Origin of the sequence: Micromonospora sp. AMSO31t (assembly GCF_008868175.1) — a bacterium.
Taxonomy (GTDB): domain Bacteria; phylum Actinomycetota; class Actinomycetes; order Mycobacteriales; family Micromonosporaceae; genus Micromonospora.
Map to the genome: position 1 here is coordinate 62,424 of NZ_WBKT01000006.1, position 25,816 is coordinate 88,239.

A 25,816-nucleotide genomic window follows, 5' to 3' on the forward strand; every position below is an offset into this window, starting at 1 on the left:
CGGGTGGGGACGAGGTCACGTCACAGCAGGAAACCCGCCGGGAACGGGTCGTCCGGATCGAGGAAGTACTGTGCCGTGCCGGTCAGCCAGGCGCGCCCGGTGATGGTCGGCACCACTGCGGTGACGCCGCCGGCGAGCCGGGTCTCCTCGACGAGCCGGCCGACGAAGCGCGTCCCGATGAAGGACTCGTTGACGAAGTCGACGTCCAACGCCAGCTCGCCACGCGCGTGCAGCTGCGCCATGCGGGCGCTCGTGCCGGTACCGCACGGGCTCCGGTCGAACCAACCCGGGTGGATGGCCATCGCGTGGCGCGAATGCCGGGCGTCCGAGCCGGGAGCGATGAGCTGTACGTGGTGACATCCGCTGATGTCGGGGTCGTCGACGTGGACCGGGCGGTCCTGTTCGTTGATCGCTTCCATGATCGCCAGCCCGGCGTCCAGCAGTGCCTGCCTGTGTCCCCGGTCGAACGGCAGGCCGAGGTCGTCGAGGTGGACCATGGCGTAGAAGTTGCCGCCGTAGGCGAGGTCGTAGCGGACCGTCCCGAAACCGGGCACCTCGACCGTCGCGTCCAACTGCTGCGAGTAGGACGGTACGTTGCGGATCGTGACCGCCCTGGCCGCGCCGTCGGAGACGGCGACCTCCGCGACCACGAGGCCGGCGGGCGTGTCCAGGCGGATCGTCGTGACCGGCTCGGTCACCTCCACCATGCCGGTTTCCACCAGCACGGTGGCGACCCCGATGGTGCCGTGTCCGCACATTGGCAGGCAGCCGGACACCTCGATGTAGAGCACGCCCCAGTCGGCGTCGGGCCGCGTCGGCGGCTGCAGGATCGCTCCGGACATGGCGGAGTGCCCGCGTGGCTCGTACATCAGCAGGGTGCGCAGGTCATCGCTGTTGTCGAGGAACCAGCGCCGGCGCTCCATCATGGTGGCGCCGGGCAGTGGTGCCACGCCGCCCGTGATGACCCTGGTCGGCATGCCCTCGGTGTGCGAGTCGACGGCGTGCAGTAGTCGGCGGGCCCGCATGGCTCAGGCCAGTCCGGCTTCGAGGGCTGCCTCGGTCGCGGCGCGGACCGACTGCTCCTGCTCGGCGGTCAGCGGCTGTCGCGGCGGCCGGCAGATGCCGCCGTGACGGCCGGCGATGTCCATGGAGAGCTTGATCGCCTGTACGAACTCGGTCTTCGAGTCCCAGCGCAGCAGGGGGTGCAGCAGCCGGTACAGCGGCAGCGCGGTCTCCAGGTCCCCTGCCACCGAGGCCTCGTACAGCGCCACGGTCGAGCGGGGAAAGGCGTTCGTGTATCCGGCGACCCATCCCTTGGCGCCCGCGATGCCGACCTCGAGCACGACGTCGTCGGTGCCGATCATCAGGTCCAGTCCGGGCGCGAGTTCCGAAATCTCGTAGGCCCGGCGCACGTCCCCGCTGAACTCCTTGACGCCCACGATGAGGCCCTCGTTGTACAGCGTGGCGAGGATCCGAGGCGTCAGGTCGGTCTTGGTGTCGATCGGGTTGTTGTACGCGGTCACCGGCAGGCCGGCCTTGGCGATCTCGCGGTAGTGCTCCAGGACGGCCCGCTCGTCCGTGCGGTAGGCGTTCGGGGGGAGCGCCATGACGGCCTGCGCGCCGGCCTCGGCCGCCTGCTCGGCCCAGCGCCGCGACTCCAGGGCGCCGTAGGCGCCCACGCCCGGCATGACGACGAAGCCCTCGGGTGCGGCCTGGACCGCCACCTCGACGACCTTCGCACGCTCCTCAGCGGTCAGCACCTGGTACTCGCCCAGGGATCCGTTCGGGGTCACGCCGTGGGCGCCGTTCTCGGCCAGCCACCGCACGTGGTCGGCGTAGGCGTCGAAGTCGACGGACAGGTCGTCGCGGTAGGGCAGGGCGGTCGCGACGAGCACGCCGCGCCAGGGGCGGGTACGGGCAGCGGGGGAAGCAGTCATCTCGGAAAGCCCCTTTCGTGACGGTCAGTAAAATATTACACAACCGTCCGCCGGGCTCAAGTCACGCGTCGATAACACCCCGACGAGCACCTCTAGAGCGACGATGTGTCCTGTGCCATAGTGCAGTGCTACGTCACACAGCAGTGCTACCAGTGGCTACCTGGGCCGTCCGCATGGCGGCCCTTGAGGGAAGTGGGTTTGGCAATGACGGCATACCTGACCCGCCGGCTGTCGCGAGTCGCCCTCGTGGGCGGCGCGGCGGTTGCGGCCATGATGCTCTCCGCCTGTGGCAACGGGCTCGCCTCGGGAGGGGGCGAGCAGTCGTCGGACAAGGGGCCGATCGTCCTCGGCATGCTGACTCCGCTGTCCGGCAGCAGCTCGGCCATCGGCCCGTACATGAAGAACGGGGCGCAACTCGCCGTCGACGAGATCAACGGCAAGGGTGGCGTCGACGGGCGCAAGCTCGAGCTCAAGGTCGAGGACGAGGCCTGCGACGCGAAGAGCGCCACGGCGGGCGCCAACAAGCTGGTCACCGCGGGTGTGAAGATCTCGGTCGGCGGCTACTGCTCGGGTGCGACGCTCCCGACGTTGCCGATCTTCGAGAAGGCCGACGTGCCCATGCTCATCCCGGCCGCCAACTCCAACGAACTGGTCAAGCAGCACAAGAAGAACGTCTTCCTGATCAACGGCACCGGCGCGCAGCAGTCCGATGCGGCGTTCACGTTCATGAAGAAGGTGGGCGCCACCAAGGTCGCCCTCATGGACGACAACACCAGCTACTCCAAGGACATCGCCGACACCACCGCCAAGCTGCTGACCGGCTCGCCGGCGCTCGCCGGACGCGAGTCGGTCACCGCCGGTGAGAGCGACTACAGCGCCAACGTCACCGCCATCCTGAAGGGACAGCCGGACTTCATCTACTGGACCGGCTACTACCAGGAGGGTGGCCTCATCATCCGTCAGCTGCGGCAGGCCGGCTACACCGGCAAGGTCATGGTCGCCGACGGTTCGGTCGACCAGAAGCTGGTGGACATCGCCGGCTCCGAGGCCGCCGAAGGCGTCTTCGCCACCATGACGCAGACCCCGGAGACGATCCAGGGCGCCGACAAGTGGATCGCGGACTACAAGAGCAAGTTCGGCGCCGCCCCCGGTCCGTACTCGACCCAGGCCTACGACGCCGTGCGGGTGGCCGCCGAGGCGGTCAAGCAGGCCGGCTCGACCGACGGCAGCGCCGTCATCAAGGCACTCGAGGGGATCGACGGTTTCCAGCTGTTCTCCGGGCCGCTGAAGTTCACGCCCGACCACACGCTCTCCAGCGGTGGCTTCCAGATCCTCACGGTGGAGAAGGGCAAGATCGTCCTCAAGGACACCCTGCAGTAGACCGCCTGTTCCCGGCGGCGCCCTCCCAGGAGCGCGCCGCCGGGGCGTTCCCCGGAGGGCTCCCATGACCCAACTCCTCTGGAACGGTCTCTTCGTCGGATCGTTCTACGCCCTGGTCGCCCTAGGCTACACGATGGTGTACGGCATCATCAGGCTCCTCAACTTCGCCCACGGCGACCTGTACATGCTCGGTGCGTTCGTCGGTTTCGGCGTCCTGAGCGTCGCCGGCGGGCTGGCGACCGGCCTCGGCTTCGTGGCGCTGCTCATCGTCCTGATCATCGCGATGCTGGTGACCGGAACGGCCGGCCTGCTGCTCGAGCGGATCGCCTACCGTCCCCTGCGCGGCGCGCCCCGGCTCTCCGTACTGATCACCGCGGTCGGCGCCTCGTTCGCGATCGAGTACGGGATGCGCCTGGTGGCCGGGCCCAACCCGGAGGTCTACCCGGTCCGGCTGGCGGGCGACTCGGTCAACGTGCTCGGCGCCCGGATCACCATCCAGCAGGCCAGCCTCATCCTGATCGCGGTCCTGCTGATGGCCGGCCTCCAGTGGCTCGTCATGGGGACCGGGACCGGGCGGGCCATGCGCGCCATCTCCCAGGACCCGACGGCAGCCCTCTACATGGGCATCAACGTCGACGCCGTCATCGCGCGCACCTTCTTCATCGGCTCCGCCCTCGCCGGCGCGGCCGGCGTGATGGCCGGCGGTTACTACGGGAAGATCGACTTCCTGATGGGGTTCATCATCGGGCTCAAGGCGTTCACCGCGGCCGTCATCGGCGGCATCGGCAACATCAAGGGCGCGATGCTCGGCGGCCTGGCGCTCGGCCTGCTCGAGTCGATCGGCACCGCCTGGATCGGCGGGCAGTGGCGCGATGTCTTCGCCTTCAGCTTCCTCATCATCTTCCTCACGCTCCGCCCGACCGGCATCCTCGGCGAGCGCGTTACGGAGCGTGTCTGATGACCACCAACTTCGCGACGTCACCCACCCGCGCCAGCGCCCTCTTCGACCGGCTCCAGCAGAACCGCTACCTCGGCCTGATCGGACTGGCCGTGGCGGCGTTGGCGCCGTTCATCACCGCGACCAACTACGCCCTGTCGGTCATGACCTCCGCGCTGCTCTTCGTGATGCTCGCGGTCGGCCTCAACATCGTCGTCGGCTACTGCGGCCTGCTCGACCTCGGGTACGCCGCGTTCTTCGCCATTGGCGCCTACGTCAGCGGAGTCCTCGCCACCCGGTACGGCTGGCCGCTGCTGGCCACGGTGCCCGTCGTCATCGTCGCGGCGGTGGTCGCCGGCATCGTGATCGGTGGGCCCACCCTGCGGCTGCGCAGCGACTACCTGGCGATCGTGACGCTCGGCTTCGGGGAGATCATCCGGATCACGGCGAACAACCTCACCATCACCGGTGGGCCGTCCGGCATCTACGGGATCCCCGGCATCACGCTGCTCGGGATCGACCTGAGCGGCCCGGTCGGCCTCTACTACACCTGTGTGGTCGTCGTCGCCCTGGCCGTCCTCGGCGCGGCGCGGCTCGGACGCAGCCGGCTCGGACGCGCCTGGCGGTTCATCCGCGAGGACGAGGACGCCGCCGAGGCGATGGGCATCAACACGTACCGGGTGAAGCTCGCCGCCTACATCGGCGGCGCCATCTGGGGCGGCCTCGCCGGCATCCTCTTCGGCGCCCAGCTGTCCGCCATCTCCCCACCGAGCTTCACCTTCCTGTGGTCGGCCCTCATCCTGATGGCCGTCGTGCTCGGTGGCATGGGGTCGACGCCCGGCGTCGTGCTCGGCGCCATCTTCATCAGCGTGCTGCCCGAGCTTCTCCGGGAGGCCGCGGACTACCGGTACTTCGTATTCGGGATCCTGCTCATCGTAGTGATGATCTTCCGCCGGCAGGGGCTGTGGCCGGCACGCGCCGTGGAACGGCAGTCCCGGCGTGACCTGCGCGAGGCCGAGAAGCATGACGCGGGCAAGGCGAAGGAGGTAGTGCCGTGAGCACGGGAGGAACCGCACCGCTCCTGCGGGTGCAGGATCTGCACCTGGACTTCGGCGGCGTGAAGGCCGTTGACGGGCTGAGCTTCCAGGTCAACGAAGGCGACCTCCTGTCGCTCGTCGGACCCAACGGTGCCGGCAAGACCAGCGCGTTCAACTGCATCACGGGCTTCTACAAGCCCACCGGCGGCTCGATCACGCTGCACGGCGCGGACATCACCGGCCTGCGGCCGTCCGCGATCGCGGCCCGGGGGACGTCGCGCACCTTCCAGAACCTGCGCCTGTTCGGCGAGCTGACGGTGCTCGACAACGTCCGCGCCGGGACGCACCTGCGGCTGCGGCAGAACGCCCTCGACGCGCTCCTGCACACGCCGCGGTTCCGGCGCTCCGAACGGGAGGCGACCGACGAGGCGAACCGGTGGCTCGACTTCGTGGGCCTGCGCGGTGACCGCGGTGGCCTGGCGCGGAACCTTCCGTACGGCGAGCAGCGGCGCGTCGAGATCGCCCGCGCCCTCGCCCGCCGGCCAACGGTGCTCCTGCTGGACGAGCCCGCCGCGGGCCTCAACTACGGCGAGAAGACCGAACTGCTCGATCTGCTGCACCGCATCAGTGGGCTCGGCACCGCCATCGTCCTCATCGAGCACGACATGGATCTCGTCATGCAGGTGTCGCGCCGGATCGTCGTGCTGAACTTCGGCCGGGAAATCGCCGACGGCACCCCCGAGGAGGTACGCCGCAACCCGGACGTGATCGAGGCGTACCTCGGCAAGGACGACGAGGAGGAAGCCACGAGCGAGGAGATGATGAGCCGTGAGTGACGCCGCCGGCCGCTGTGCACTCGACATCGACGCTCTCGACGTCCACTATGGCCGCGTCCACGCCCTGCGGGGCCTGACCCTGACCGTCGGCGAGGGCGAGATCGTCACTCTGCTCGGCAACAACGGCGCGGGCAAGACCAGTACGCTCGCCACGGTTTCCGGCGTGGTGCGGTCCACCGGCGGCACCGTGCGCGCGTTCGGCACGGACATCACCACGGCCAAGCCCTGGGAGATCGTCGGCGCCGGGGTGGTGCACGTGCCGGAGGGGCGCCGCATCTTCTCCCGGCTGACCGTTCACGAGAACCTCCAACTCGGCGGCTACCTGGTGAACGACAAGGCCGCGGTCAGCCGCCGGATCGACGAGGTCTACGCCCTGCTGCCCCGGCTCGCCGAGCGGCGCAGCCAGCAGGGCGGGAACCTGTCCGGCGGCGAGCAGCAGATGCTCGCCGTCGGTCGCGCGCTGGTCGCCGGGCCGAGACTGCTGATGCTGGACGAGCCCTCGATGGGGCTCGCACCACTCGTGGTGGCCCAGATCATGGCACTGATCCGCCGGATCAACGCCGACGGCACCTCGGTGCTGCTCGTCGAGCAGAACGCCCGTGCCGCACTCAAGATCGCTCACCGCGCGTACGTGGTGGAGAACGGTGTGATCACCCTGCAGGGAGCGGCCCGCGAGCTCGCGCGCGACTCCCGCGTGGTCGAGGCGTACCTGGGGGCCTGAGGCGATGCAGGACATTCGTGCCACCGACTACCACACGGCGGGAGAGCCGTTCCGCATCGTCACCGCAGGCGTCCCGGAGATTCCCGGCGCCACGGTGCTGGAACGGCGCGAACACGCCCAGGGCGATGAACAGGTCGACGCGGTGCGCCGGCTCCTGGTCAACGAACCTCGTGGCCACGCCGACATGTACGGCTGCTTCGTCGTGCCACCTGACGACGACGGCGCACACTTCGGGGTGCTGTTCTGGCACAAGGATGGTTACTCGACGGCGTGCGGACACGGCACCATCGCGCTGGGTGCGTGGGCAGTCCGGAGCAGGCTCGTGGACGCCGTCCCGGACGGGGAGACCGACGTGGTGATCGACGTACCATCGGGTCGCGTCACGGCCACAGTCTCCTGCGTGGCCGGCGAGGTCCGCGGCGTCAGTTTTCGCAACGTGCCCGCGTACGTTCTGGGTCACGGCATCGCCGTGAACACCAGCCGGGGTCCGGTGCAGGTGGACATCAGCTACGGAGGGGCCATTTACGCCTCCGTCGACGCCTCGGTCCTCGGACTGTCGGTCGACCCCGACCATTACGGTGATCTGCTGGCGCTCGGCCGCGAAATCAAATGGAGACTCAACGGAACCGAATGGGCCCAGCATCCGAGCGAACCGCGGCTTGACGGTATCTACGGCACCATTCTGTTCGAGGATCTCGGCCGACGGTCCGACGGCCCGCACCAGCGAAACATCACCGTCTTCGCCGACGGTGAGGTCGACCGCTCGCCGTGCGGGTCGGGAACCTCCGCGCGGATCGCGCTGCTAGCATCATCGGGGCAACTCGCCCCTGACCAGGTGCTAACGCACGACTCTGTGGTCGGAACACGGTTCCTGGGCCGCGTCGTGCAGGAGTTGGAAGCAGAAGGCCGCCCGGCCTACGTTTCGGAGGTGCGAGGGATGGCCTACCGAACTGGTGAGCATCAATTCGTTCTTGAGGCCAACGATCCCGTCGGCCTGGGATTTGCGCTGCGATGAAGGAGACAAGGGGCGACACCGCGACCGGGCGCCTGGCCCCGGACGCCCTCTCTCTGCCGCAGTTCGGCGGCCGGCCCAACCTTCGGCAGGAGATCGCCCACATCCTGCGGGGCGCGGTCATCACGGGGCAGATGCGACCCGGCGTGCTGTACTCCGCGCCGACCCTCGCGGAGCAGTTCGGTGTCTCCGCCACGCCGGTGCGCGAAGCGATGCTCGATCTCGCCAACGAGGAACTGGTCACGATTGTTCGAAACAAGGGCTTCCGGGTCAAGGAGCTCAGTGACCGGGACCTGGACGAGATCACTTCGCTGCGCGCACTGATCGAGGTGCCCACCGTGGCCGAGATCGCCCGGGCCATCAACGAGCCCACCCGGGCGGCGGTCGAGGAACTGCGTCCGCTGGCGAGGGAGGTGGAGCGGCTCGCCGAGACCGGCGACCTCATCGGCTACGTCGAGGTCGACCGGCGTTTCCATCTGTCGTTGCTCGCCCTCGCCGGCAACCGCCATCTCATCGACGTGGTGGGGAACCTTCGGGCCCGCAGCCGCCTGTACGGCCTGCAAGGGCTGGCCGAGCGCGGCGAGCTGGGGCGGTCGGCCGCCGAGCACGAGCAGATCGTCGATCTGGTGGTCGCCGGCGACGCGCCGAAGGTGGCGGAGCTGATGCGACGCCACATCGGCCACGTTCGCGGCTCCTGGGCCGGCTACCACGAGCCCTGACCGGTACCCGACCAGGTATGCCGTTCGGATCGGCTCGCCCTCGGCGAGCTTCTGACTTGTGCAGTTGCGCAAAGTCGTCCTTGTGCCGGTGGCGACGCCGCGGTGAGGGTGAGCGAATCCCGTGCCGCAAGGAGTCGGCCGGGTGCTGGACACCTTGCAGGAGCAACAGATGCGCAGAGTCAAGGCACCACCAGCCCTCGCCATCCTGGCGACGGCCGCCCTCCTCGGAACCACCGCCCAGGCCGCGAACGCGGCGCCGACGGGTACGACGACGGCCGCGGAGGCGTCCATCCCGGCCACCGTGGCGCCCGCTACGGACACCCCCGCGCTCGTGGACGAACTGGCCGACCCGGTCGACGCCACGATCGCACCGGACAGGGCCGCCAAGGCCCACCTCGCAGGGCACAAGGACCGCTACAAGATCGCCGACCCGGCCGGCACGTCAGCACAGCGAGCGTCGACACGCAGGGCGGGCGGGAGACGGTCCGGCTGAACCAGAGGTACAAGGGCCTGCCCGTGTTCGGCGCCCAGTACGTGGTGCGGATGGAGAAGAAGGCCGGCAAGCGTGCGGTGACCGGCACGTCGGGCAGCTACTTCACGGACCTCGACGTCGACACGACGGACACCCCGATGCCCGCGGTCGTCGCGATCGCCCGAGCGGTCGAGGACGTACGCAGGAGCCTGCACCCCGGTGCGGCCGTCGTGGCCGGCGCCCCGCGGCCCGGCACGACACCCGACCCGGCCCACGCCGACCTCACCGGCACCGACCAGGGGCTCGTGGTCATGCCGACCGGCACCGGCGTGCTCGCGCGGCGCGTGCTCGTCAGGGGCAAGGACGTCGTCACGGGCCAGCCCGTGCTGCGCGACGTGTACGTGGGCGCGACGAACGGGGTGACGCTGCTCAGCGTCAGCCGGATCAAGCCCTTCGCCACCGCGCAGCAGGCCGCCGCCCTGGCCGCCGGCGGGACCGCCGTGGCGCCGCGGGCCGTGTCGGAGCCGCCCCCGTCGGGCAACGGCACGACGCCGGTCGTCGGCGAGGGCAGGAGCCTGCACGGCGCCACGGTGGCGCTCCCGCTCGTCCGGATCGACGACGCGGGTCCCTACCTCATGATCGACCAGACCCACACCCTCCCGGACGGGCGGACGGTGCCGATCACCACCTGGGACGCTCGGGGCCGGGACTACTACGAGCTGCTCGACGGCCAGTTGCCCGAGGGCGTCGGGCCGTTCGCGTCGCCGTCGAGCACGCTCGGCGCGGACCTGACCGACGCCGGCGCCGTCGACGCGGCCTGGGACGCCGCGAAGGTGTTCGAGTGGTTCCAGGCGAAGCTCGGGCGCAACAGCCTGGACGACGACGGCATGGCGATCAACTCGATCGTCGGCATCACCTACGGCGGCTACCCGTTCGTCAACGCGTACTGGGACGGCACCCGCATGGTGTACGGCAGCGGCGACGACGAGTACCTGCCGCTGGCCGCCGACCCGGACGTCGTGGGTCACGAGATGACGCACGGTGTGGTGGAGAACTCCGCCAGCCTCGTCTACGCCGGCCAGCCGGGCGCGCTCAACGAGGCGATCGCCGACTACTTCGGCAACGCCATCGACCTCGACGCGGCGGGCACGCCGATGTCCGACCCCGAGGCGAGCCTGATCGGCGGCGACCTCTGCCGCACCCTGACGCCCACCAGATGCGCACTGCGCAACCTCGACGACGGCGCCACCACGGCGGACTTCCAGCACCTCATGGACACGCCGCAGATGGACGACGGGGGCGTGCACCTCAACTCGACGATCGTGTCCGGGGCGCTCTGGGACCTGCGTCAGACGTTCGGTGGCCCGGTCGCCGACAAGATCGTCTACCGGGCGCTCACCGACTACCTCACGCCCATGTCCGACTTCGTCGACGCCCGCGAGGCGGTGCTCGCCGCCGCCAAGTCCTCCGGCCTGAGCCAGAAGGACCTGAAGGTGGTGCGGGCGGCATTCGACTCGCGCGGCATCACCGCGAAGTGGAAGGCGGGCCTGTACGGCAAGAACACCGACCTGCTGATCGACCGGCTCAACACCGGGTCGTACATCGACACCAAGGCGAGCATGGCCGGCGGTTGGTTCACCGTGCCGCGGTCGGACGCGAACCGCACCGAGCCGATGTCGGTCTGGGTGGGCCGCATCGACGGCAAGGTCGTGCCGTACCGGATCTCCCCGAACGACGGGAACAACCACACCTTCCCGTACACCGACGGCAAGCGGGTCGTGTGGCTGTCGATCAAGAACGACCCCGACTCGCCGACGTGGGAGACCAACCGCATCCTGTCGGCGCCCGTCGGCGGCGGCCACGTCGAGGAGATCTACCGCTCCCCGTACCGCATCGACGGCCTCAGCTTCGACGGCGACGTCATCGCGTGGAGCCAGTACGACCCGGAGCAGGGGTACCTCGACGTCGTGCGCTACCTGAAGGGCAACTCGCGGACCGTCCACACCCTGGCGCACCCCGACTGGGTCGGGAACGCGACGGCGCCGAGCGTCAAGAACGGGAAGATCTCCTACGTCCGGTACGAGGACTACGCGCAGCCCAACCCCGACGGCACCTGGTGGTCGCTGGGCGTCGAGGTGTACGACGTGGCGACGGGCAAGACGACCTTCGCCGGCGGTGACCCTGGCGCCGAGACGATGAGCTACCCCCAGGTGTCCGGCACCGGCGTCGCCTGGGTGATCAACCGCGACTACGGCCACTACGTCGACGGCGAGTGGAGCCAGGGGACGTTCAACGACTCCGTGCGGCTCTTCGACTTCGCCACCGGCACGAGCCACCTGCTCTTCGAGGAGAACTCGCCGCAGGCGATCCGCGCCGACGTCCTCACGCTGTCCGACACGACCCTCACGGTCACCGAGGAGGCCCCCGCGGACCTCTGGCTCTCGACCGGCGGCTACCCCGACAACGCGCTCAACCCGAAGCTCAAGCAGTACACGTTCACCGGGAAGTACGTCGGCCCGGCGTCGTGCAGCCCGGGCGCGCAGATGTTCGCGACGGCGGGCGCGGGGCGCGACGTGATCTTCATGGACTCGTCCGCGGGCGGTTTCGGCCTGGCGTACGCGAAGGGAGCCAAGTCCTGCACGTGAGCCCCGGCCAGGCGGCGCGCCGGAACCCCCTCCCAGAGGCGGTCCCGGCGCGCCGTCGTGTTCGGGATGTGGATCCGGGCCGGTGCAGCATCCTGTCCGGACCTATTCCTTCAGCCACCCCCGCTCCGCCGCCAGCAGCGCGATCTGGAACCGGGTCCGGGCGCCGAGCAGGGAACCCGCATCGGTGACATGTTTCTGCACGGTACGGCGGCTCACCTTGAGCACGCGGGCGATCGACTCGTCCTTCATCCCGGTTGCCATCATGTGCAGGATCTCCCGTGTTCGCCGGTCCGGCCCCACGGGTTCCCGATTGCCCTTCGGGGCCGCCCATCGTGCCGGCTTGCCAGCGACACCGGTTCGGCGCGCTCCCACACGCTCTCGAACAGCGCCACCAGCGCCACCACCAGCGCGGGGGAGTGCACCACCAAGGAACCCGCCGCCGGGCGGTCTCCCCGCACCGGCAGCAGAGCCGCCGCCCGGTCGAACACCACCAACTTCACCGGAAGCGTTGACGCCAGCCGCAGTTCCCCGCCCTGACCCGTCCCGCGCAGCGCCGTCCTGAGCGACACCGCGTCGGTGAAGCCCTCCGTCTCGTACACCGACCGCATCCGCACCCCCGGCGCCACTCCCGACTCCCCGACGGACGCCCGCGCGGCCGTCACGTACGGCGGCTTGGCCAGATGCAGTACCTCGACCGAACTCCCTCTCAGCAGCTGGCCGTAGCGCGCCGGCACCTCGTCCTCGCGCTCCAACACCTCCACCAGGTGCGCAGCGCGTGGCCCGGACACCGCCTCGTACACCTCGTGAAGCCGCTCCACGATGCCCTCGACGTAGGCCAGTTCGGCCCGCCGCCGGGCGAGCAGGGCGGTGAGCGATGACCGTGGGGGGCCGGCCGCCCATCGCGGCGCCGCGCCGTCGATGTGCAGCACCAGTGCGGACTCCGCAAGGTGCCGCAGCGCCCGTTCCGCCTCCGCGGGGGACACCCCGACCGCCGCCGCCACCTCGCTGACGTCCGCCGACGGCACGGCCACCAGGTGCTCCAACACCCGCCCGGCCAGTGGATCCAGGCCGGTCACCGCCCACGGACTGCCTGCAGTTCCGTCCATACGTTCCGGCACTCCTGTGGTCTGAGCTTGTACCGCGCCTCGGCGGACACCACCGGTGTGGTGGTCCGGCCGCCAGGGCGGCGTCGTTGTCGGCGGGACTGCGGTGGCCCAGGCCGCTGTGCAGCCGGTGCAAGTTGTACCAGCCGTCATGGCAAGCGAGGGCCCCCGTACCAGCCGATGGACGTCGAACTCGACACCTCGTCGAGGAGGACCGCTGCTGACTCCCGTACATTCGTCGGCACGTCCGGATGTGTTCGCTCGGGCGCTCACCATCGACGCCCGGATCGGACCGGCCCCGACCTTCGTTCGTGCCCGGTCATGACTGACCGGGCCCGGATCGCCGCATGGTGCAGTCCAGGGCACGGCCACCTCGCCTCTCGCCCGGGCTCAGGTCCATGGCGGCGGCTCGTGGGCACGAAGAATCTCGGTGAGTTCTGTCGTTCAGCGAAATGCCGACCGTGACGCATCGGATCCAGGTACCGGACCGGGACACGATCGTGAACGGTGATTGTGCTGGTGCGGTCGCAGGAAGCGCAGGCGACCAGGAGCCAGCGGTCGAGGAGTTGGCCGTTGGGGTTGACGTGGAAGGTGCCGTCGCCGCGACGGGCGACGCCGGAGTGGCAGCGGACGCAACGGAACACGGGCAGGGGAAGACGCGCGCGCCGAAGGGTCCAGGACAGCAGGGTATGAGGACGCGTAGACATGATCTCTCTTAAGACCTGACGGAAGGCATGGGAAAAGAGCCGACGGCGACGTCGGCGACCGATGCGCGGGAAGGGGTCAGGTCTACAGAGCAGGCGGTGTCACGCGGGGTGAAGTCCTCTCGTGAGTGGGTCGGAGAAGAAGATCCAGCGACAAGGTAGGACGGGACGGGCTGGCGTGGCCACGCATTTTGTCCTGGTGCCGAGGACCGAGGGGCGGGGTCGGCGAGCTGGGCGCCGACCCCCGCGGAGTCAGGCTTGCGCCGGCAGCCGGCCGGCCGCCGACAACCGCCGGATCACGGTCCCGTGCGGAACAGCGTGGCTGGTGTGACCGCCCACGCCAGTGGTGGTGGCGGCGGTGAAGAGCGAGTTGAGCAGCGCCTCCTCGACCGCGTCCATGACGGCGGCGAAGAGCGGGTTGATCTCCCCGTCGGGGATGAGTGGCTGGTCCGGTGGCGCGGTGCTGAACGCGATCGCGTAGTCGCCGCTGGTGTTGCTGTAGGACGCGCCGACCCGGCCCATCGCGAAGACCGCCCGTCGGGCGAGCCGGCCGAGCTGTCGGGCGTCCAGGGGCGCGTCGGTGGCCACCACGATCATGCAGGAGTTGCCGGGTGGCTCGGTTCGGTCGGCGTCCGGGATCAGCTCGTCGGCCGGCAGCGGGACCCCGAGGACGGTCAGCACCCCGCCGAAGTTGGACTGGACGAGGGCGCCGACCGTGGCCGGGCGATCGGCCACCGGCACCGCCCGGGATGAGGTGCCGATGCCGGCCTTGAAGCCCAGGGCCGTGGTGCCGGTGCCGGCCCCGACGCAGCCCTCCGCCGGCGGCTCGCCGGACGCACCCGTGAGGGCGGCGAGCACGTGTTCGTCGGTGATCGGGCGGCGGCGGATGTCCGACAGGTGGCCGTCGTTGGTTTCTCCCACCAGGGGGTTGAACGACAGGCCGTCCGGCCTCTGGTCCATCAGGTATCCCAGCAGCGCGTCCGCGGCCCGGAACACCGACAGCGTGCCGGTCAGGACGATCGGTGACTCCAGGACGCCGAGTTCGTCCACCTGCGTCGAGCCCACGAGCTTCCCGTAGCCGTTGCCGGAGTACACGGCGGCCGGCAGGGTCCGACGGTCGGGGCCGAGCTGGGTCGGTACGACCGCGGTGACACCGGTGTGCAGGTCGGCGCCGTCGTCGACGGTGGTGTGCCCGACCAGGATCCCCGCGACATCCGTGATTCCGTTGTGCCGACCGGTGGACAGCGGCCCTACGACGATCCCGAGGTCCCGGGCACGACAGCGAAGCTGGTCCATGATTCCTTCCTCGTCGTTGTCACAGTTCGGCTGCCGCGTCCGCGCCCCAGCCGTCGGGAACGGGCAGGCCGGCGAGCCGTCGGGCCAGGACGGCGGCGCCGATCTGTGCGGCCTGGGCACCGAAGGCCGAGCGCAGCACCGGGGGCGGGGTCCGCCAGGCGAGGGCCGCGCGCAGGGCGTCGCGTACCGGGTCGAAGAACAGCGCGCCCGCGTCGGCCAGCCCGCCGCCGAGCACGATGCGGGCCGGGTCGAGGGTCAGGGTGAGGGTGGCCAGGGCGATCCCCAGCGCCTGGGTCGCGTCGTTCCAGACGGCGGCGGCGACCGGGTCGGTGGCCACCGCGTCGGCGATGGCCCGGCTGTCCGAGTCCGGGGTCCCGCCGAGCCGGGCGTAGCGGCGGGCCAGCCCGCCGGCGGAGGCGTAGACCTCCAGGCAGCCCCGCTGCCCGCAACTGCACGGCTCGCCGCCGGGGTGGACCGGCATGTGGCCGACCTCGCCGGCCGAGCCGGTCGCGCCCGGCACCGGCGCGCCGTGTACCACCACGGCCGCGGCGATGCCGGTGCCCAGCGGCAGCAGCAGGAAGTTGTCCAGGCCGCGGGCCGCCCCGGCCACCGCCTCGGCGACGCCGGCCGCCCGCGCGTCGTGCCCGACCGCCACCGGGAGGCCGAGGTCGTCCCCGACGAGGGCGCGCAGCGGGACGTTGCGGAACCGGAGGTTGGCGGCGTACCGCACCACCCCGTTCGTCTCGTCGACGAGGCCCGGCGTGACCACGCCGATCGCGGCGGGTGCGGCGCCGAGGCCGAGCGCGTCGTCGCGGAGTTGGAGGCACAGGGACCGGACCGCCTTGACCGGGTCGTCGTCCGCGCGCGACGGCACGGTCAGCGTGTGCCGGCGCCGGCCGTCCTCGCCGACCACGGCCCCCTTGATGGTCGTTCCGCCGACGTCGACGGCGAGGACGCAGTGGCCTTCGGGCTGGGTCACGCGATCACCCGGTCACCACGGCGAGGTCCGCGGTGAAGTCGCGGTCCAGGGGAAACACCGGTCGCACCACCTTCTGGTACGGCAGGCGCGCGAGGTCCTGGTCGACGCCGCCCGGCGTCAGGGCGAGCAGCCAGTCTCCGGCCGCGTCGAAGAGCTCGGGTTCGAGGTAGCCGATCTTTACCACGACGAGATCCATGTCGTCGACCTTGATGCCCAGCCGCGCGTAGGAGTCCAGCAGGCGGTACTGCATCCGGCGGGAGGTGACGAGCACGCTGAGCCCGCCGACCCGTACGCTGACGCACCGCCCGCCGTCGGGGTCGTCGGCGACGGCCTCCAGGATCCCGTCGAGCGGGAGCGGCCCGGGGTCCCGGCCGTCGATCCGCCCGCCGACGGTCACCCGGACCGGCGAGCCGAGCGGCTGGTCGGCGATCTGCGCCACGGCCTGCGGGTCGACCAGCGACGCGAACACGGCTCGGCGGGAGCCGTCGCGGATCTCGGGGCGGGCCAGCATCCGTGCGGGGGCGAAGGTGACGTCGTCGGCGCCGCCGGCGCCCGGGTTGTCGCCGGAGTCGCTGATGAAGAACGGTCGGCGGGCCGGATCGGCGACCGCGGCCAGGGCGGCGTCGAGGCACTCGTCCATGGTGCCGGTGGGGGCGACGAAGGCGAACTCGTCGCGGGACGCCCAGAAGTGCCCGCCGAGCTCGCGGGCCGCCTCGGTGGTGGCGGTGGCGTCGGTGCCGGTGACGACGACCGCGCCCCGGCAGCGCGGCTGGTCGGCCCAGACGAACCCGATCCAGATCGCCGCGTCGACGACGCCGTCCCGGGCCTCGATCTCGGGGATCCGGGCGTAGAGCCCTCGGGCCGGCTCCTCGCGGGTGCTGGTCATCTCGCCCGGCAGCAGGATCGGCACGTGCACCAGCGCTTTGTGCGGGCGCTGCTGCCGGCGCAGCGCCTCGACGAGGTTCCGGGCGGCGCGCTCCCGGGTCTCCCACACGTCGACGTGCGGGGCGGTGCGGTAGCAGGTGAGCAGGTCGCAGGCGTCGAAGAGCACCTGCGAGACGTTGCCGTGCAGGTCCATCGCGGCGGAGACGAACGGCTCCGGCCCGAGCACCGACCGGATGGCGGTGACGAGTTCGCCCTCCGCGTCGTCGCTTCCGACGACGGTCATCGCGCCGTGGATGTCCAGCAGCATGCCGTCCAGGGGGCCGGCCGCCCGCAGCTTCTCCACCAGCTCGGCGGCCCAGACCTCGTACGTCGCCCGGTCCACCGCCCCACCGGGTAGGGCCCGGGCGTGCACGAGCGGGATCCACTCGACGTCGGCGGCCCAGGGCTGGACGGGGGAGAGCCAGTCGTATCGCGCCAGCAGCGCAGCGCCCCGGGTGACCTCGAAGTCGTCGGCGGTGCTCAGGTGCGGCGAGAACGTGCTGGATTCGATGTGGATGCCGCCGATGGCGACGCGGAGGGGACGGGGCACGGGTGTTGCTCCTCAGGAGGGTCGTACGTCGGTCGTCGTGCGCAGCAGGTGCCCGAGGCCGACCAGGGCCGCATCCGGGCCCGCGACGCTGGCTTCGATGGTCAGGGACTGGGTCACGGACGGTAGGCAGCGCTCGTAGAGCATCCCCCGGGTCGCGGCCACGTAGACGTCCAGGCTGGACAGTGCGCCGCCGATGACCACGGCGTCGGGGTTGAGGAAGTTGACCAGGCCGGAGAGGGCGACGCCGAGCAGCCGGCCGGCGTGGCGCACCATGGTCACCACGGTCGGGTCGGCGTCGCTGACCGCCGTCACGATCTCCCGGATGGTGGTGGCCGACGAGCCCTGCTCGGCCAACTGTCGGGCCAGGGCGGCGCCGCTGGCGACGGTCTCCAGGCAGCCCCGGCTGCCACAGGAGCACTCCCGCTCGCCGCTGTCCGCCACGCGGACGTGGGTGACGTCGCCGCTGAGGCCGCGCCCGCCCCGGTAGATCTGACCGCCACTGACCAGGCAGGCGCCGATGCCGGTGCCGGCCTTGACGTAGATCATGTCGCCGAACTCGTCTCTCCGGGTGACGTACTCGCCGATCGCCGCCGCCTTGGCGTCGTTGTCGACGACCACCGGCACCGGGAAGCGCTCGGCGAGGCGGGCCCTCGCGTCGACGCCGCTCCAGCCGGGCATCCGGGCCGGGCCGATCAGCCGCCCGCCGGGGAACTCGACCGGACCCGGCAGGGCCACGCCGACCCCGAGCAGCTCCTGGCCGGGCGCGGTCGCCGCCTGGAGCCGGTCGACCGTCGCCCCGACGACCTCGAACACCTCCGCCGGCCCGGCGCCGATGTCGATGGCCACCTCCTCGGTGGTGCGCAGCCCTCCGTCGGGCGCGCACAACCCCACACGGGCGTGCCGGCCGCCCAGCTCCGCGACGGCGAGGATCCCCTTGGTCTCCCGCAGGCGCAGGATCCGGGGGCGTCGTCCCCCGGTGGACCGCCCCACCCCCTCCTCGAGGATGACGCCCTCCTCCAGCAGCCGGCGTACCACGCTCGTGACGGTCGAGGGGGCGACCTGCAACGCCTCGATGAGGTCGGCGCGCGAGGTGACGGTGCCGCCGGCCAGCAGGCGCAGGGTCTGGTCTCGCAGCGTGGCGGAGATCGATGGTTCCAAGGGTGCCTCTCCTTGTTCGGGCGGTCCTCCGGCGCCGCCTCAGTGTGGCAGTGCCCGGCAGGGTGCACGCCGGAGCCCGCGCGAAGAGTATCGGTCGATGCTTCGCCGACTTCGACCATACCCTGGCGGAAGTCGGCGAATAAAGAGGGTAAGTTTCGTTGACTCAACACTTCGGCCCGGATACATTCTCCGCGTCGAACGTCGAGGAGCAGCACCAGCGGCCGAACCCCCGGTGCCGCCGGTAGCGCCCGGAGACGCGGGGCAGTGCACATCAATCGAGGAGATTCATGAGGAGCAGATTTCCCCGGCGAGCCCTCCGCGGCGCGGTCGCGGTAGCCAGCGCGGTCGCCCTCGGGGCGGGTCTGGTCGCCTGCGGTGGTGGCAGCGGTTCGTCGAAGAGCGGCGGGAGCCAGGGCAAGGACACCGCGACCGTCGCCTTCCGTACCCCCAACTGGATCCTGCCGATCTCGGCACCCGGCTTCACCCAGGGCGAGAACGCCATCTTCGGCCAGGCGCTGTACCGGTCCCTCTACCAGTACAAGCTGGACGGCTCGGCGCAGTACAACATCGACCCGCGGCGTTCGATGGCCGAACCGCCGGTGGTGAGCAACGGTGGCAAGACCCTGACCATCACGCTGAAGGACAACACCTGGTCCGACGGCAAGCCCGTCACCACCAAGGACATCCAGTTCTGGTACGACCTGGTCGGGGCGAACAAGGACAAGTGGGCGTCCTACCGGGCCGGCGGCCTCCCGGACAACATCGCGCAGTGGTCGGTGAAGGACGACAAGACCTTCTCGATCACCACCACGAAGGTCTACAACACCGCCTGGTTCGTCGACAACCAGCTCAACAAGATCACTCCGATGCCGCAGCACGCCTGGGACAAGGACTCCGCCTCCGCGGCCGTGAGCGACCTGGCCAGCACCCCGGCGGGCGCGAAGAAGGTCTTCGACTTCCTGACCTCGGCCGCGAAGGACCCGAAGACGTACGACTCCAACGAGCTGTGGAAGGTCACCAGCGGCCCGTGGAAGCTGGCGAAGTACGTGCCGAACGGTGAGGTCACCCTCGCCGCGCAGCCGAACTACTCGGGTGTGGACAAGCCGAAGCTGGCCAAGATCGTGCTGCGACCGTTCACCGGCGACGACGCCGAGTTCAACGTGCTGCGCGCCGGTGACATCGACTACGGGTACGTGCCGGCGGCCAACCTGTCCCAGGAGGGCTACCTCAAGTCCAAGGGCTACACGGTCTCGCCGTGGTACGGCTGGTCCGTCACCTACCTGCAGCTGAACTTCAACAACCCGAAGACGGGCGCGCTGTTCAAGCAGCCGTACCTGCGGCAGTCGCTGCAGATGCTCATCGACCAGCCGACGATCAGCAAGGTGATCTGGTCCGGCACGGCCGCGCCGACCTGCGGCCCGGTGCCGGCCAAGCCGGGCACCAACGGCGCCGACGCCGCCGGCTGCGCGTACTCCTTCGACCCCGCCAAGGCCAAGGAGCTGCTGGAGAGCCACGGCTGGAAGGTGACCCCGGACGGGCAGACCACCTGCCAGTCGCCGGGCACCGGGCCGAACCAGTGCGGCGAGGGCATCGCCGCCGGCGCCGCGCTGAAGCTCACGGTGACCAGCCAGACCGGCTTCGCCGCCACGACGAAGATGTTCGCCGAGATCAAGTCGCAGATGGCCAAGCTGGGCATCGAGCTCACCATCAAGGAGGTGCCCGACTCGGTGGCGGTCACCCCGGCCTGCAAGCCGGCGGACGCCACCTGCTCGTGGGACATGTCCTTCTTCGGCTCGCAGGGCAGCTGGTACTACCCGGCCTTCGCCAGCGGCGAGCGGCTCTTCGCCACCGGCGCCCCGGTGAACCTGGGCAGCTACAGCAACCCGGAGGCCGACAAGCTCATCGAGGCCACGCAGTTCTCCGGCGACGAGAGCGCGCTGAAGGCGTACAACGACTTCCTCGCCAAGGACCTGCCGGTGCTCTGGATGCCGAACCCGGTGTTCCAGGTCTCGGCGTACCGGTCCGGGCTGCAGGGCGTCGAGCCGCAGGACCCGATGAACTTCATGTACTTCCAGGACTGGTCCTGGAAGTGACCGATCACTGATCGTCCCGGCCCCGGCGGCGCTGACCGCGCCGCCGGGGCCCCGACCGGGGAGGAGGCGGGGCCCAGGTGGTCCGGTACCTCATCACGCGCTTGGGCCAGGCCCTCGTCGTCGTCGTGCTCGTCACGGTGATCGCGTTCCTCATCCTGCACCTGCTGCCCGGGGGCGCGGCACGCGCCACCCTCGGCAAGGAGGCGACGCTGGAGCAGTTGGCGGCGTTCAACCACGACATGGGCTACGACCGGCCCTGGATCCAGCAGTACGGCATGTACGTGCAACGCCTGCTGCAGGGCGACCTGGGCTACTCGTACCAGCTCAACCAGTCGGTCGTCGAGGCGATCAGCCAGCGGCTGCCGAAGACCATGGTGCTGTCGCTGCTGTCGACCGTGCTGGCCATCGTGCTGGCGATCCCGCTCGGGGTGATCCAGGCGGTCCGCCGCAACCGCTGGCCCGACTACGCCATCACCTCGCTGTCGCTGCTGGCGTACGCGACGCCCATCTTCTTCATGGGCCTCATGCTGATCATTCTCTTCTCGCAGGTCTGGCCGATCCTGCCGCCCGAGGCGCCGCAGGGGTTCACGGTGGCCGAGGTGCTCGCCGATCCGGCCGGGCTGGTCCTGCCGACGATCACCCTCGCCATCGTCACCATCGCGGTCTACTCCCGGTACGTCCGCTCCGCCATGGTCGACAACCTCAACGAGAACTACGTCCGCACCGCCCGCAGCAAGGGCCTCTCCGAGCGGCGGGTGGTGCTGCGGCACACGCTGCGCAACGGGTTGTTCCCGGTCATCGCGCTGCTCGGGATGTACCTGCCCGCGCTGTTCAGCGGGGCCCTGGTCGTCGAGTCGCTGTTCAACTTCCCCGGCATGGGCCAGCTGTTCTGGCAGGCCGCGCTCAAACGTGACTTCCCGATCCTGCTCGGGGTCACCGTCATCATCTCGATCGCGACGGTGGTCGGCGCGCTCGTCGCCGACCTGCTCTACGCCGCCGTCGATCCCCGGGTCCGACTCCAGCGGAGCGCGTCATGACCACACTCTCCGAGGCGGTCCGCCCCGGCGCCGCCCCCGACCAGCCGGCCGACGCCGAGGTGCCGGTGCGCGGCCTCTGGCGGCAGGGACTGGTCGTCTTCTGCGAGAACCGGCTCGCCCTGGTGGGCCTGGGCCTGTTCGTCCTGCTGGCCGGGATCTGCTTCCTCGGCCCGCTCTTCTACCACACCGACCAGGTGCACACGGACCTCACCGCCGTCCACCTGGGCCCCGGTGAGCAGGGGCATCCGCTCGGCACCGACGGGGTCGGCTACGACCAGCTGGGGCGGCTCATGCTCGGCGGGCAGACCTCGATCATCGTCGGGCTCGCCGCCGGGATCCTCGCCACCGCCCTGGGCACGATCTGGGGCGCGGTCGCCGGGTTCGCCGGTGGCTGGGTGGACTCGGCGATGATGCGGGTCGTCGACGCGATGATGTCGATCCCGTCGCTGTTCCTCTTCATGCTGCTCGCCGCCATCGTCACACCGAGCGTGTCCATGCTCATCGTCATCATCGGCGCCTTCGCCTGGCTGGGACCGGCCCGGCTGGTGCGGGGTGACGCACTGACCCTGCGTTCCCGCGAGTACGTCCAGGCCATGCGGGGGATGGGTGGCACCGGCGGCCGGGCGGTGCGCCGGCACATCGTGCCGAACGCCGTCGGCACCGTGATCGTCAACGCGACCTTCCAGGTCGCCGACGCGATCCTCTACGTCGCGTACCTGTCCTTCCTCGGCCTCGGCGTCCCCCCGCCGGCGGCGAACTGGGGCGGCATGCTCTCCGACGGCCTGGCGGACACCTACAGCGGCCACTGGTGGCTGCTGTACCCGCCCGGCATCGCCATCATCCTCATCGTCCTCGCCTTCAACTTCATCGGCGACGGGCTGAGGGACGCCTTCGAGGTCCGCCTCCGGCGACGCTGAGCAGGAGCAGAAAATGAGCGAATCGACCGGCCGGCACACGCCGGCAGCCGGCGGAGTCCAGCCCCTGCTGGAACTGCGCGACCTCGACACCGACATCGCCCTGCGCCGCGGCACGGTGCACGCCCTGGACGGGGTCAGTCTCCAGGTCATGCCGGGGGAGACCCTCGGTGTCGTAGGCGAGTCGGGCAGCGGCAAGACGATGACCGCGCTCTCGATCATGGGCCTGCTGCCGCCCGGCGGCCGGGTGTCCGGAGGACAGATCCTCTTCGAGGGCCGGGACCTGCGGTCGCTGCCGGCCGACGAGGTACGCCGGATCCGTGGTGTCCGGATGGGCATGGTCTTCCAGGACCCGCTCACCTCGCTCAACCCGACCATGCGGATCGGCGCCCAGGTCGGCGAACCGCTGCGGGTGCACGAGCGGGTCGGCCGGGCGGAGGCCCGGGAGCGGACCATCGAGATCCTGCGCCGGGTCGGGATGCCGCGCCCGGAGCGGATCGTCGACAACTACCCGCACGAACTGTCCGGCGGGATGCGGCAACGGGTCGCCATCGCGATGGCGCTGGTCTGCTCCCCGCGCCTGCTCATCGCCGACGAGCCGACCACGGCGCTCGACGTCACCACCCAACGGCAGATCCTCGAACTCATCGACGACCTGCGGGAAGAGTTCGGGATGGCCGTCGTCCTGGTCACCCACGACCTCGGGGTGATCGCCGGCCGCGCCGACCGGGTCGCCGTCATGTACGCCGGCCGGGTGGTCGAGACCGCCGCGACCACGGAGCTGTTCCGCTCCCCCCGGCACCGCTACACGGAGGCGCTCATGGAGGCGCTCCCCGAGTCGGCGATCCGGGAGTCCGGTGAACACGCCCGCCTCTACAGCATTCCGGGCCTGCCGCCGGACCTGTCCCGGCCCCTGACCGGCTGCCGCTTCGCGCCACGCTGCCGGCACGCCACCGACGACTGCCGGACCACCGAGGTGACCCTGTCGGCCGGCGGACACCAGCACGCCTGCCTGCACCCGGTCCCGGCCGGCCCCGCCGCGCCGGTCAACCTGCCCGCCCCGGTACGGGTCGAGGCGGTGCCGGATCCGGCACGCCCGGCGGCCGGACCCGGTGAGCCGGCGGCCGGTCCCGTCCTGTCGGTGCGGGACCTCGTCAAGAACTACACGGCGCACGGCCGTGGGCTGCTGCGCCGGACCGCCGGGCAGGTCAGCGCCGTGGCGGGCGTGTCGTTCGACGTCGGCCCGGGCGAGACGTTCGGACTGGTCGGCGAGTCCGGCTGCGGCAAGTCCACCGTGGGCCGGCTGGCCGTCGGGCTGGAGCAGCCGACCGCCGGGCAGATCATGCTGGACGGCACGGACATCGCCGGCCTGGCCGGACGGGAGCGCCGCCGGATGCACCGGCAGGTCCAGCTGATGTTCCAGGACAGCTATGCCGCCATGAACCCACGGATGCGCGTCGACGCCATCCTCGCCGAACCCCTCGACATCCAGAAGGTGGGCGGCACGGCGGAGCGGCGGGCGCGGATCGCCACGCTGCTCGACCAGGTCGGGCTGTCGCGGCGGGTCCTGGAGCGCTACCCCCACGAGTTCTCCGGCGGCCAGCTGCAGCGCATCGGGCTGGCCCGGTCGCTGGCCCTGCAACCCCGGCTCATCGTCGGCGACGAGCCGGTGAGCGCGCTGGACGTGTCCATCCAGGCGCAGGTCCTCAACCTCATGCGGGACCTGCAGCGTGAGCTCGGACTGGCGTACGTCTTCATCAGCCACGACCTGTCCGTCGTCGACTACATGGCGGACCGGATCGGTGTCATGTACCTCGGCAAGCTCGTCGAGGTCGGGCCCGCGCGCGACGTGGTCCGGGCCGCCCGGCATCCGTACACGCAGGCACTCATCGACGCCGTCCCCACCGTCACGCCGAACGCCGCGGCCGCGCGCGACGGGATGACCATCCGGGGCGAGCTGCCCAGCGCGCTCAACCCGCCCACCGGGTGCCGGTTCCGGACCCGTTGCCCCCTCGCCCAGGACATCTGCGAGACCGAGCCGCCGCTGGCCGGCGACGCGCACCAGGTGGCCTGCCACTTCCCGCTGCGTCCGGAGTCGACCGCGGCGTCCGCCCCGGCCGGGGCGACCGCATGACCACTGTCGAGATCTGCGTGAGCGACGTGCCGACCGCGCTGGTGGCCGAGGCCGCCGGCGCCGACCGGCTGGAGCTCTGCGCCGACCTCGGCCAGGGCGGCACCACCCCGAGCCTCGGGACGGTTCAGGTCGCGCTGGGGACGCTGCGTAGGGTGGACGTACGGGTCATGGTCCGCCCCCGTGGCGGTGACTTCCGGGTCAGCGGGATCGAGGAGCAGGTCATGCTCGCCGACATCGCGGCCATCCGCGGCCTGCCCAATCCGCACGGTCTCGCGGTCGGCGTGGTGGTCGGTGCCGTCACCGACGCCGGCGGCCTCGACCTGGCCGTGCTGCGGCGCCTCATCGAGGCGGCGGGGCCGCTGCCGGTGACGGTGCACAAGGCCTTCGACGAGGTCGGCGACCAACTGAGGGCGATCGAGGAACTCGTCGACCTCGGCGCCGACGCGGTGCTCACCTCCGGCGGGGCGCCGAGCGCGCTGGCCGGTGCCCCGCGGATCGCCGCGCTGCGGCAGCGGGCCGGCGACCGGTTGCGGGTCATCGCCGGCGGCGGCATCCGGTCGCACAACGTCCGGCAGGTGCTCGCGGCGACCGGGGCGCGGGAGGTGCACCTGCGCGCGCCGGTGCCGCGCGACGGACGCGAGGCCACGGACGGCAACGAGGTACGCCGGGTCGTCGACGCCACGCGCGCCGAGGCGTGACCGAGCGTGGGTCGGTGACCGTTAGGGTGCGTAGGGCAGTTCAGCGGGGAAGTGCCCATCCTCATGAGCGGGAGTCAGCGACGGTGCCGAAGGCCTACTGGATCACCACCTACCGGTCCATCAGCGACGACAGGAAGGTCGCCGCGTACGCGGACCTGGCGGGCCCCGCGCTGCGCGCGGCCGGCGGCACGTTCCTGGCGCGCGGCCTGCCCGCGCACGCGTTCGAGTCCGCCGTGCTGGAGCGCACCACGCTTATCGAGTTCGACAGCGTCGAGGCCGCGCTCGCCGCGCACGAGACCCCCGCCTACCAGGAGGCGTTGCGGGCGCTCGGCGACGGCGCCGACCGCGACCTGCGCATCATCGAAGCGACGCCCTGACGCTGCCGGCGGGCGGATCCCGGGCGTGGCCGTGCCGGGGGACGGTGCCGAACCCGAACCGGCCGCACCTCTAGGCTTGGCGGCATGTCCGCCCGGCACCTCGCACCTGTTCAGTCCGACGACCCAGGTGTGCGGGCGGACATGCCGCCAAGC

24 protein-coding genes are annotated in these 25,816 nt (G+C 70.9%); 15 read left to right on the top strand and 9 right to left on the bottom strand.

The window, feature by feature from the left end:
* Nucleotides 1–20: 20 nt before the first annotated feature.
* On the bottom strand, nt 21–1,025 hold the full coding sequence (locus F8274_RS02755) for a proline racemase family protein (protein ID WP_151460671.1): 1,005 nt from the start codon (nt 1,023–1,025) through the stop codon (nt 21–23).
* A 3-nt stretch (nt 1,026–1,028) separates the two neighbouring features.
* Nucleotides 1,029–1,937 carry a dihydrodipicolinate synthase family protein gene (locus tag F8274_RS02760; protein ID WP_151460672.1) on the bottom strand — a complete coding sequence of 303 codons (909 nt, stop codon included), beginning with the start codon at nt 1,935–1,937 and terminating at the stop codon, nt 1,029–1,031.
* 204 nt (nt 1,938–2,141) lie between these two features.
* On the opposite strand from F8274_RS02760, the gene F8274_RS02765 reads away from it, so the two are divergent.
* From F8274_RS02765 to F8274_RS02805, 9 genes are all read left to right on the top strand, one after another.
* Entirely contained in the window at nt 2,142–3,317 is a 1,176-nt protein-coding gene (locus F8274_RS02765) for a branched-chain amino acid ABC transporter substrate-binding protein (protein ID WP_151460673.1), read from the top strand.
* 64 nt (nt 3,318–3,381) lie between these two features.
* Nucleotides 3,382–4,275 (top strand): branched-chain amino acid ABC transporter permease, encoded by an 894-nt coding sequence (locus F8274_RS02770; protein ID WP_151460674.1) that lies wholly within the window; start codon nt 3,382–3,384, stop codon nt 4,273–4,275.
* Nucleotides 4,275–5,312, top strand: coding sequence for a branched-chain amino acid ABC transporter permease (locus tag F8274_RS02775; protein WP_151460675.1), 1,038 nt, complete (start codon nt 4,275–4,277; stop codon nt 5,310–5,312). The genes F8274_RS02770 and F8274_RS02775 overlap by 1 nt, the downstream gene beginning before the upstream one ends.
* Nucleotides 5,309–6,127: an ABC transporter ATP-binding protein gene (locus F8274_RS02780; RefSeq protein ID WP_151460676.1), complete on the top strand. Its 819-nt coding sequence runs from the start codon at nt 5,309–5,311 to the stop codon at nt 6,125–6,127. Before F8274_RS02775 ends, F8274_RS02780 begins: the two co-directional genes overlap by 4 nt.
* Nucleotides 6,120–6,848: an ABC transporter ATP-binding protein gene (locus F8274_RS02785; RefSeq protein ID WP_151460677.1), complete on the top strand. Its 729-nt coding sequence runs from the start codon at nt 6,120–6,122 to the stop codon at nt 6,846–6,848. Before F8274_RS02780 ends, F8274_RS02785 begins: the two co-directional genes overlap by 8 nt.
* Nucleotides 6,849–6,852: 4 nt before the next feature.
* The gene (locus F8274_RS02790; RefSeq protein ID WP_151460678.1) at nt 6,853–7,863 is read left to right on the top strand and encodes a proline racemase family protein; all 1,011 of its coding nucleotides are present in this window, start codon (nt 6,853–6,855) and stop codon (nt 7,861–7,863) included.
* The gene (locus F8274_RS02795) at nt 7,860–8,579 is read left to right on the top strand and encodes a GntR family transcriptional regulator (protein ID WP_151460679.1); all 720 of its coding nucleotides are present in this window, start codon (nt 7,860–7,862) and stop codon (nt 8,577–8,579) included. The genes F8274_RS02790 and F8274_RS02795 overlap by 4 nt, the downstream gene beginning before the upstream one ends.
* Before the next feature lie 142 nt (nt 8,580–8,721).
* Entirely contained in the window at nt 8,722–9,072 is a 351-nt protein-coding gene (locus tag F8274_RS31715; protein ID WP_151460680.1) for a hypothetical protein, read from the top strand.
* 23 nt (nt 9,073–9,095) lie between these two features.
* Entirely contained in the window at nt 9,096–11,696 is a 2,601-nt protein-coding gene (locus tag F8274_RS02805) for a M4 family metallopeptidase (RefSeq protein ID WP_151460681.1), read from the top strand.
* A 102-nt stretch (nt 11,697–11,798) separates the two neighbouring features.
* On the opposite strand, the gene F8274_RS32260 is transcribed toward F8274_RS02805, so the two are convergent.
* The 7 genes from F8274_RS32260 to F8274_RS02835 all read right to left on the bottom strand — a co-directional run bounded on the left by F8274_RS32260 (nt 11,799) and on the right by F8274_RS02835 (nt 18,410).
* Nucleotides 11,799–11,957: a LuxR C-terminal-related transcriptional regulator gene (locus F8274_RS32260; protein ID WP_255474542.1), complete on the bottom strand. Its 159-nt coding sequence runs from the start codon at nt 11,955–11,957 to the stop codon at nt 11,799–11,801.
* Entirely contained in the window at nt 11,957–12,802 is an 846-nt protein-coding gene (locus tag F8274_RS02810; RefSeq protein WP_225853570.1) for a TrmB family transcriptional regulator, read from the bottom strand. Before F8274_RS02810 ends, F8274_RS32260 begins: the two co-directional genes overlap by 1 nt.
* 266 nt (nt 12,803–13,068) lie before the next feature.
* Nucleotides 13,069–13,506, bottom strand: coding sequence for a DUF1062 domain-containing protein (locus F8274_RS32525; RefSeq protein WP_225853568.1), 438 nt, complete (start codon nt 13,504–13,506; stop codon nt 13,069–13,071).
* Nucleotides 13,507–13,755: 249 nt separating this feature from the next.
* The gene (locus F8274_RS02820) at nt 13,756–14,799 is read right to left on the bottom strand and encodes a P1 family peptidase (protein ID WP_151460682.1); all 1,044 of its coding nucleotides are present in this window, start codon (nt 14,797–14,799) and stop codon (nt 13,756–13,758) included.
* A gap of 19 nt (nt 14,800–14,818) precedes the next feature.
* The gene (locus F8274_RS02825; protein ID WP_151460683.1) at nt 14,819–15,778 is read right to left on the bottom strand and encodes an ROK family protein; all 960 of its coding nucleotides are present in this window, start codon (nt 15,776–15,778) and stop codon (nt 14,819–14,821) included.
* 4 nt (nt 15,779–15,782) lie between these two features.
* On the bottom strand, nt 15,783–17,252 hold the full coding sequence (locus F8274_RS02830) for a M81 family metallopeptidase (protein ID WP_151460684.1): 1,470 nt from the start codon (nt 17,250–17,252) through the stop codon (nt 15,783–15,785).
* Nucleotides 17,253–17,264: 12 nt separating this feature from the next.
* Nucleotides 17,265–18,410: an ROK family transcriptional regulator gene (locus tag F8274_RS02835; protein ID WP_151460685.1), complete on the bottom strand. Its 1,146-nt coding sequence runs from the start codon at nt 18,408–18,410 to the stop codon at nt 17,265–17,267.
* A 287-nt stretch (nt 18,411–18,697) separates the two neighbouring features.
* On the opposite strand from F8274_RS02835, the gene F8274_RS02840 reads away from it, so the two are divergent.
* From F8274_RS02840 to F8274_RS02865, 6 genes are all read left to right on the top strand, one after another.
* Nucleotides 18,698–20,503: a peptide ABC transporter substrate-binding protein gene (locus tag F8274_RS02840; RefSeq protein ID WP_151460686.1), complete on the top strand. Its 1,806-nt coding sequence runs from the start codon at nt 18,698–18,700 to the stop codon at nt 20,501–20,503.
* A gap of 77 nt (nt 20,504–20,580) precedes the next feature.
* Complete coding sequence (locus F8274_RS02845) at nt 20,581–21,540, top strand: ABC transporter permease (RefSeq protein WP_151460687.1); 960 nt, start codon at nt 20,581–20,583, stop codon at nt 21,538–21,540.
* Complete coding sequence (locus tag F8274_RS02850; RefSeq protein ID WP_151460688.1) at nt 21,537–22,457, top strand: ABC transporter permease; 921 nt, start codon at nt 21,537–21,539, stop codon at nt 22,455–22,457. Before F8274_RS02845 ends, F8274_RS02850 begins: the two co-directional genes overlap by 4 nt.
* Before the next feature lie 13 nt (nt 22,458–22,470).
* Nucleotides 22,471–24,588, top strand: coding sequence for an ABC transporter ATP-binding protein (locus tag F8274_RS02855; RefSeq protein WP_151460689.1), 2,118 nt, complete (start codon nt 22,471–22,473; stop codon nt 24,586–24,588).
* Nucleotides 24,585–25,286, top strand: a complete 702-nt coding sequence (locus F8274_RS02860; RefSeq protein ID WP_151460690.1) for a copper homeostasis protein CutC — start codon at nt 24,585–24,587, stop codon at nt 25,284–25,286. Before F8274_RS02855 ends, F8274_RS02860 begins: the two co-directional genes overlap by 4 nt.
* 83 nt (nt 25,287–25,369) lie before the next feature.
* Nucleotides 25,370–25,663: a DUF1330 domain-containing protein gene (locus F8274_RS02865; RefSeq protein ID WP_151460691.1), complete on the top strand. Its 294-nt coding sequence runs from the start codon at nt 25,370–25,372 to the stop codon at nt 25,661–25,663.
* Nucleotides 25,664–25,816: the final 153 nt, after the last annotated feature.

Coding starts and splice junctions, on each gene's coding strand:
- F8274_RS02760 (WP_151460672.1), bottom strand. CDS start 1,937: ATGACTGCTTCCCCCGCTGCCCGTACCCGCCCCTGGCGCGGCGTGCTC.
- F8274_RS02855 (WP_151460689.1), top strand. CDS start 22,471: ATGAGCGAATCGACCGGCCGGCACACGCCGGCAGCCGGCGGAGTCCAG.
- F8274_RS02770 (WP_151460674.1), top strand. CDS start 3,382: ATGACCCAACTCCTCTGGAACGGTCTCTTCGTCGGATCGTTCTACGCC.
- F8274_RS02810 (WP_225853570.1), bottom strand. CDS start 12,802: ATGGACGGAACTGCAGGCAGTCCGTGGGCGGTGACCGGCCTGGATCCA.
- F8274_RS02850 (WP_151460688.1), top strand. CDS start 21,537: ATGACCACACTCTCCGAGGCGGTCCGCCCCGGCGCCGCCCCCGACCAG.
- F8274_RS02790 (WP_151460678.1), top strand. CDS start 6,853: ATGCAGGACATTCGTGCCACCGACTACCACACGGCGGGAGAGCCGTTC.
- F8274_RS02775 (WP_151460675.1), top strand. CDS start 4,275: ATGACCACCAACTTCGCGACGTCACCCACCCGCGCCAGCGCCCTCTTC.
- F8274_RS02860 (WP_151460690.1), top strand. CDS start 24,585: ATGACCACTGTCGAGATCTGCGTGAGCGACGTGCCGACCGCGCTGGTG.
- F8274_RS02820 (WP_151460682.1), bottom strand. CDS start 14,799: ATGGACCAGCTTCGCTGTCGTGCCCGGGACCTCGGGATCGTCGTAGGG.
- F8274_RS32525 (WP_225853568.1), bottom strand. CDS start 13,506: ATGTCTACGCGTCCTCATACCCTGCTGTCCTGGACCCTTCGGCGCGCG.
- F8274_RS02765 (WP_151460673.1), top strand. CDS start 2,142: ATGACGGCATACCTGACCCGCCGGCTGTCGCGAGTCGCCCTCGTGGGC.
- F8274_RS02755 (WP_151460671.1), bottom strand. CDS start 1,025: ATGCGGGCCCGCCGACTACTGCACGCCGTCGACTCGCACACCGAGGGC.
- F8274_RS02795 (WP_151460679.1), top strand. CDS start 7,860: ATGAAGGAGACAAGGGGCGACACCGCGACCGGGCGCCTGGCCCCGGAC.
- F8274_RS02840 (WP_151460686.1), top strand. CDS start 18,698: ATGAGGAGCAGATTTCCCCGGCGAGCCCTCCGCGGCGCGGTCGCGGTA.
- F8274_RS32260 (WP_255474542.1), bottom strand. CDS start 11,957: ATGGCAACCGGGATGAAGGACGAGTCGATCGCCCGCGTGCTCAAGGTG.